Raw genomic sequence first — 3,403 nt, forward strand, 5'->3', positions numbered from 1 at the left:
GATATGGAAGATTGAAATCTTCAATACCAGGAACGAGCCTTTACATCTTGTAGCGGCCGAGGTCTTCGTCGGGCATATTTTCCAGGAGGCGGCGAAGATCTTCGTCTTTCAGGCGGTCCTGACTTCCCTCTTTGCTTTTCGAGCATTTGAGGACTTCGTCTTCGACGTAAATCGGACAATCGATGCGAAGCGCCAGGGCGAGGGCGTCACTCGGGCGGGAGTCGATGGATATCAGGGTTCCGTCGCGTTCGAGCCAGATCACGGCGTAGAAAGTGTCGTCCTTTATATTGGTGACGACAATTTTTCGAACGCAGGCGTCCAGGCCGACCAAAACGTTTTTGAGCAGATCGTGGGTCATCGGACGGGGTGTGACGACTTTTTCGATCTCCAATGCAATGGCATTGGCCTCATAAACCCCGACCCAGATGGGAAGAATCCCGCTTCCAGAGGCCTCTTTCAGGATCACAATGGGCATGTTGGTGATCGGATCCATCATCAGGCCCCGGATTTTCATTTCAAGTTCCACGGGTTCCTCCTACTATGTGCAAAATATATTCTTTTCCATGGACTTTGCAAGGGGAGGTTGTTTAGCCGCAGATGACGCGGATGACGCAGATGGGGCGCAAAAAGCGACTGAGATGCGCCCCATCTGCGTCATCCGCGTCATCTGCGGCTAAACCGACTTCTTCAAAAGTTCTTTGACGTGCTGGCGGGCGGCGTCTGTAACCTTGGAGCCGCTCATCATCCGGACAAGCTCTTCGATGCGGGCCTCCCCGGCCAGGGGCTCGACTCGGGTGACGGTCCGGCCGTCCAGGACCAGCTTTTCGATGCGGTACTGGTGATCGGCGAAAGCGGCGATTTGAGCCAGGTGGGTGACGCACAGCACCTGATATCGCGACGACAGCTCTTTCAGCTTCTGGCCCACCGTTTCGGCGGCTTTTCCGCCGATTCCGGCGTCGACTTCATCGAAGACCAGCACTTTTTTGCGATGGTCGACCGCCAGGACCGTCCTCAGCGCCAGCATGATTCGAGAAATCTCACCTCCCGAGGCGATTTTCTCCAGCGGCCAGGGTTCTTCTCCCGGATTCGCCGAAATCAGCAGGTCGGGCCCGTCGATTCCGTTCGCGCGTCCCGGAACGACGTCGTTCCATGCGACGGTAAACCGCGCGTGGGGCATGGCGAGCGAATGAAGCTCCGCCTCGACCGCCGATTGAAGCTTCTTCGAGGCGCTTCTTCTCTTTTTGCTGAGCTGAGCGGCCAACTCCGCATACCGGCTGCGAAAAGTAAGAATTTTGCCCTGGATTTCCTCTTTTTTAGTTTCCGCCAGACCTATGCTGTCCATTTCGCGTCTTACCTTCTGTAAGTGCACCACTAGGTCTGGACCGTATTTCCGGTGCAATCGTTCGAGCTCGGCCAATCGCGCCTGGACACGCTCGAGTTCCTGTGGATCTGCGTCTACCTGATTTGCGTAATTCCGAAGGGCGAATGAGATATCGTGAAGCGAGATACGGGCTGCTTCGATTTGTTCCACCATCGGCTGAAGACGCGGATCGTGTTGCGCTGCGTCGCGGACGGCGCGTTGGACCTGAGCCACTGTCGACAATACCGAGTTTTCCGATTCGTACAGTGCTTCATACCCGCGGGTTGCAGCGTCCAATAGCTTTCCGGCGTTCGCCAGAACGGCCAGCCGTTCGCGAACTTGTTCGGTTTCTCCGGGTTTCGGGTCGGTTTTTTGGATTTCGTCGTGCTGGAAAGCGAGCAGATCGAGCCGTTCGACTTTTCGCGCATGCTCGGCCGTCAGCTCGGAAAGCTCGGCTTCGGCGGCCTGGATGGCCGTGAAAACGTCGCGGACCTGCGAAGCGAGATCGCTGCAGTCGGCAAATGCATCGATGAGTTCAAGTTGACTGGCATTATCGAGGAGGGTTTGCTGTTCGTGCTGCCCATGGATGTCCAGAAGCAACGGCGCCAGTTCGCGCAGCGCCGAAACCGTGCTGGGCTGATTATTCACATAGACGCGGTTTCGCTCATCGGCCGAAATCTCACGCCGGATGATGACCTCGTCTGCCTCGGCGTCCAGCCCGAGACGATCGAGTTCAGCCTGAACACCGGCTTCGAAGATCGCTTCGACGACCGCGCGGCTTTCTCCCGTCCGCACCATTTCCGGCGACGCTTTGGAGCCTGCAAGCAGACCCAATGCATCGACGATCATGGACTTTCCTGCGCCGGTCTCTCCGGAAAGAAGGTTGAATCCGTTGCTGAAGTGAAGCTCGACCTGATCGATCAGAGCGAAATTACGTACGCGAAGGAAGCGCAACATACTCGGGCGTTTATAAGCCATCGAGGGTTGATCTTTCAATGACGAAGGATTAACTTTTTTAAATTGAGGAAACACATTTGACTCAGTTCAGCCTGATCGAGGTTCTCCGGCAAACGTCACCGTTTACTGAGGCCATTCTGGCGATCCTCCTGATTGTTTCCATCTGGTCCTGGGGCATCATTCTTTCCAAGTGGCTGCTGTTCCGGAAAATCGCCAAGGAATCGGAGACCTTCTGGAAGATTTACCACCGTGGCAAGAGCATGTCGGAAATCAGCACCGCATGTGAAACGTTGCGCTTCACGCCGCTCGTCCCCGTATTCCAGACCGCGGTTGACAAGCCGAACTCCTCGCTTGGCGCGCTTCAGCGCGTGGTTCAACGCGCCTCTGCGGCCCAGATAACCAGATTGGAAAGGCGGATGAATTTTCTCGGAACAACGGCCTCGGTCGCGCCGTTTATCGGCCTGTTCGGAACGGTCTGGGGCGTCATGACGTCATTTGCAGCATTGGGAAATGCGAACGCCGCTTCACTCCACACGGTCGCGCCCGGTATTGCCGACGCACTGATCGCCACCGCGTTCGGTTTGTTTACGGCGATACCCGCCGTCGTCGCATATAACAGTTTTGTGTATCAGCTCCGCACCGTTGGCGGACAGTTGGATGAGCTTCAAGTCGAAGTCCTCGCGACTGCGGAAAGGGTCGGCAGCTGATGGCATTCACCACCCGGGAAGGCAAGACGCAGACGACGCTGGCCGAGATCAACATGATCCCGTTCATCGATATCGTCCTCGTTCTGCTCATCATTTTCATGGTGACCGCGCCGGTGATCCAGTCCGGAATCGATGTGAATGTGCCGAAGACGCAGGTCGTGCGTGAACTCTCGGAGGAAAAGCTCGTCGTGACGATTGACAAGAAACAGGATCTGTATCTGCAGAGCGATCCGGTCAACCTGCACGAACTGGGTGACAGGATTCACCAGAAACTTTTGGATCCGAGCCGTCAGAGTATTTATCTGATGGCGGATCAGAGCGTCCCCTTTCAGACGTTTGCGACCGTTCTCGATGCGTTGAAGCAGGCCGGCATCGAGAA

At 56.1% G+C, this 3,403-nt stretch carries 4 protein-coding genes; 2 read left to right on the forward strand and 2 right to left on the reverse strand.

The features are described from left to right. Positions 1-40 precede the first annotated feature (40 nt). Both VGK48_29220 and recN read right to left on the reverse strand, forming a co-directional pair. A complete protein-coding gene (locus VGK48_29220; GenBank protein ID HEY2385276.1) occupies positions 41-526 on the reverse strand; it encodes a bifunctional nuclease family protein in 486 nt (161 codons plus the stop codon). A gap of 147 nt (positions 527-673) precedes the next feature. Continuing rightward, complete coding sequence (recN, locus tag VGK48_29225; GenBank protein ID HEY2385277.1) at positions 674-2,338, reverse strand: DNA repair protein RecN; 1,665 nt, start codon at positions 2,336-2,338, stop codon at positions 674-676. Between the two features lie 56 nt (positions 2,339-2,394). Between recN and VGK48_29230 the strand changes: the two genes are divergently transcribed. Further along, the gene (locus tag VGK48_29230; protein HEY2385278.1) at positions 2,395-3,024 is read left to right on the forward strand and encodes a MotA/TolQ/ExbB proton channel family protein; all 630 of its coding nucleotides are present in this window, start codon (positions 2,395-2,397) and stop codon (positions 3,022-3,024) included. Then, positions 3,024-3,403, forward strand: a 380-nt coding sequence (locus VGK48_29235) for a biopolymer transporter ExbD (protein ID HEY2385279.1), incomplete at its 3' end; no start/stop codon positions are given. The genes VGK48_29230 and VGK48_29235, both read left to right, overlap by 1 nt.

This window comes from Terriglobia bacterium, from assembly GCA_036496425.1.
Taxonomy (GTDB): Bacteria; Acidobacteriota; Terriglobia; order 20CM-2-55-15; family 20CM-2-55-15; genus 20CM-2-55-15.

Bases quoted from the DNA above. Each gene is read 5' to 3' on its own strand.
- recN (HEY2385277.1), bottom strand. From the start codon at position 2,338: ATGGCTTATAAACGCCCGAGTATGTTGCGCTTCCTTCGCGTACGTAAT.